Source organism: Moorena sp. SIO4A1 (genome assembly GCF_010672065.1).
Classification (GTDB): Bacteria; Cyanobacteriota; Cyanobacteriia; order Cyanobacteriales; family Coleofasciculaceae; genus Moorena.
This window is the reverse complement of the sequence record NZ_JAAHHX010000291.1, coordinates 1-2,402: the sequence shown is the minus strand read 5'-3', so window position 1 is coordinate 2,402 and position 2,402 is coordinate 1. Positions and strand designations below refer to the sequence as shown.

The window sequence follows — 2,402 nt, the reverse complement described above, 5'->3', positions numbered from 1 at the left end:
TGTCGTAGCCTTAGCCGCGATATCCATCTCACTACGCTCCTTCGGGTGGAAACTAGTCTGAATCCAAGACTAGGAAAGGGTTCTAGCCTTTCACTTCCAAGAGCGCCTTTCAGTCGCCCGATAACTTAATATTATGTCCCATCGCCTATACCCATGGGTAATGGTGAGGTTGTTACCACCGATGGCACCAGTGGTTTTCGCTCGGTTCGAGAACCCTACTGATGCTAAGGGCTATATGCAGGTACTGAAACTGCTGATGCCTGGTGCCAAGTTTCTACTTTTTTTTGACCTTCAACAATAATCATTATTGACGAACAAATTCAGAACTTGATTCTGTAGCTAACAAGCCATGGTTTTGTTTAAATTCAGCCAACAACCGAAAAAAATATTCAAAACCTACTTTTTCATCATGACAAGAAAGCATAATTAACTTAGCCCATGACGTAACCGACTTAACCCCCAGTTTTTCCTGTAGCCAAGGTTGAAACTCCTCATAAAATTTGGCTTCTGCTTCAGTCAACTCAATATCCATCTCACTGCGAGCATATTCATAGCCAACTAAAAACATAAATAAATCGGTTACCGAAGGACGACCAATATACATACCAGGGCATTTTTCGATTTTTTCTAGAATATCAAATAATCCATTCATAACAACTATACTATGTAAGCATTCAGATTACTTGATTAATCAAAGGGTTGGGCACGGGGAAACTCCGCACCCAACCCTTGTAATCCTTGCAATTGAAAATTGCGATTAAACGACAGCAGGCTCCTGCTCGGCAGACTTAACTTTACTCAAAAGCTCTTGCAATTTGTCACCCTCAATTACTTCCGTGTCCAATATTTCTTTAGCAATGGTTTCGAGCAACTCCCGATTCTCGTTCAGAATCGCTAATGCTTGTTGATGACCTGTTTCGACAATCTCTTTGACTTCATCATCAATCGCCTTAGCAGTTTCATCGCTGACATTGCGGCGGGGATTCATCATCCCATCTCCGAGAAAGCTTGACTGCTGACCTTTCTGGTAAGCTAACGGTCCGAGAACTTTACTCATGCCATAGGTGGTTACCATCTGCTCCGCTAAATCCGTAGCTCGTTGGAGGTCATTGGAAGCGCCAGTGGTAATGCTATTAAACACAATCTCTTCTGCTGCCCGTCCACCAAGTAAGGTAGCAATCTGACCTTGGAGTTCTTTCTCGTCCATTAAGAAGCGGTCTTCTGTAGGCATTTGCAAGGTGTAGCCTAGTGCTGCCATCCCCCGTGGCACAATCGAGATTTTAGCGACTTTACTTCCACCAGGCATCAAAGCACCAACTAGAGCATGACCGACTTCATGGTAAGCAACGATGGTTTTCTCTTTGTCATTGAGTACCCGGCTTTTCTTCTCTAGACCAGCCACTACTCGCTCAATCGCTTCCGCAAAGTCTGCCTGGGTTACTTTTTCTTTGCGGTTGCGGGCAGCTAACAGCGCTGCTTCATTAACCAGATTAGCAAGGTCAGCACCAGCAAAACCAGGAGTACGAGTTGCGATCGCTTTTAGATCCACATCCTCCCCCAGCTTCACTTTCTTAGCATAGATTTCTAGAATTTTCAAGCGACCGGATAAATCGGGACGGTCTACTAACACTTGTCGATCGAATCGTCCTGGTCGTAACAGAGCTGGATCTAGGGTTTCAGGGCGGTTAGTGGCTGCTAGCACAATTACCGTAGCATCACCAGCAGCAAACCCATCCATTTCCGTTAGCAACTGGTTGAGGGTTTGTTCCCGCTCATCGTTCCCACCAACAAAACCAGAACCACTAGCACGGGATTTACCAATAGCATCCAACTCATCAATGAAAATAATACAGGGAGCTTTCTTTTTGGCCTGTTCAAATAAATCCCGGACTCTGGCAGCACCAGCACCAACAAACAGTTCTACAAACTCAGATCCAGAAATACTAAAGAATGGTACACCAGCTTCCCCAGCTACTGCTTTAGCCATTAGGGTTTTACCCGTTCCAGGAGGTCCAACTAATAGCACTCCTTTTGGAATTCGTGCTCCTATGTTAGTAAACCGTTGGGGCGTTTTAAGAAAATCCACAATTTCCTGTAATTCAGTCTTGGCTTCTTCTACCCCAGCCACATCATTAAAGGTAACTTTAGTGGTATCATCTTGCACATAAACCTTAGCTTTACTCTTGCTAATAGACAAAGCACCTTGGGGTCCACCACCACCAAAACGCCCTGCAAAAAACTGCAAAATGCCAACAAAAATTAGTGGAGGTATCACCCAGCTGAGCACGATGGTAAACCAGCTTCGTTTAGGGGGAGGAGCAGCAGCAAATTCTACTCCTTTATCTTCTAACCGTTGGGGTAACTCTAGGTCATAGATTGGGGTCGTGATCAGAATTTGTCCT

General features: G+C 44.8%; 3 protein-coding genes. 1 reads left to right on the top strand and 2 read right to left on the bottom strand.

The genetic code is table 11. The features are described from left to right. Positions 1-133 precede the first annotated feature (133 nt). Complete coding sequence (locus F6K53_RS37420) at positions 134-301, top strand: hypothetical protein (protein WP_293072302.1); 168 nt, start codon at positions 134-136, stop codon at positions 299-301. 3 nt (positions 302-304) lie between these two features. Here F6K53_RS37420 and F6K53_RS37415 read toward each other — a convergent pair whose 3' ends face one another. Both F6K53_RS37415 and ftsH4 read right to left on the bottom strand, forming a co-directional pair. Continuing rightward, the gene (locus tag F6K53_RS37415; protein WP_293037145.1) at positions 305-652 is read right to left on the bottom strand and encodes a hypothetical protein; all 348 of its coding nucleotides are present in this window, start codon (positions 650-652) and stop codon (positions 305-307) included. Positions 653-757: 105 nt separating this feature from the next. Beyond that, positions 758-2,402: ATP-dependent zinc metalloprotease FtsH4 (gene ftsH4, locus F6K53_RS37410; protein ID WP_293084695.1), on the bottom strand; the 1,645-nt coding region annotated here is incomplete at its 5' end.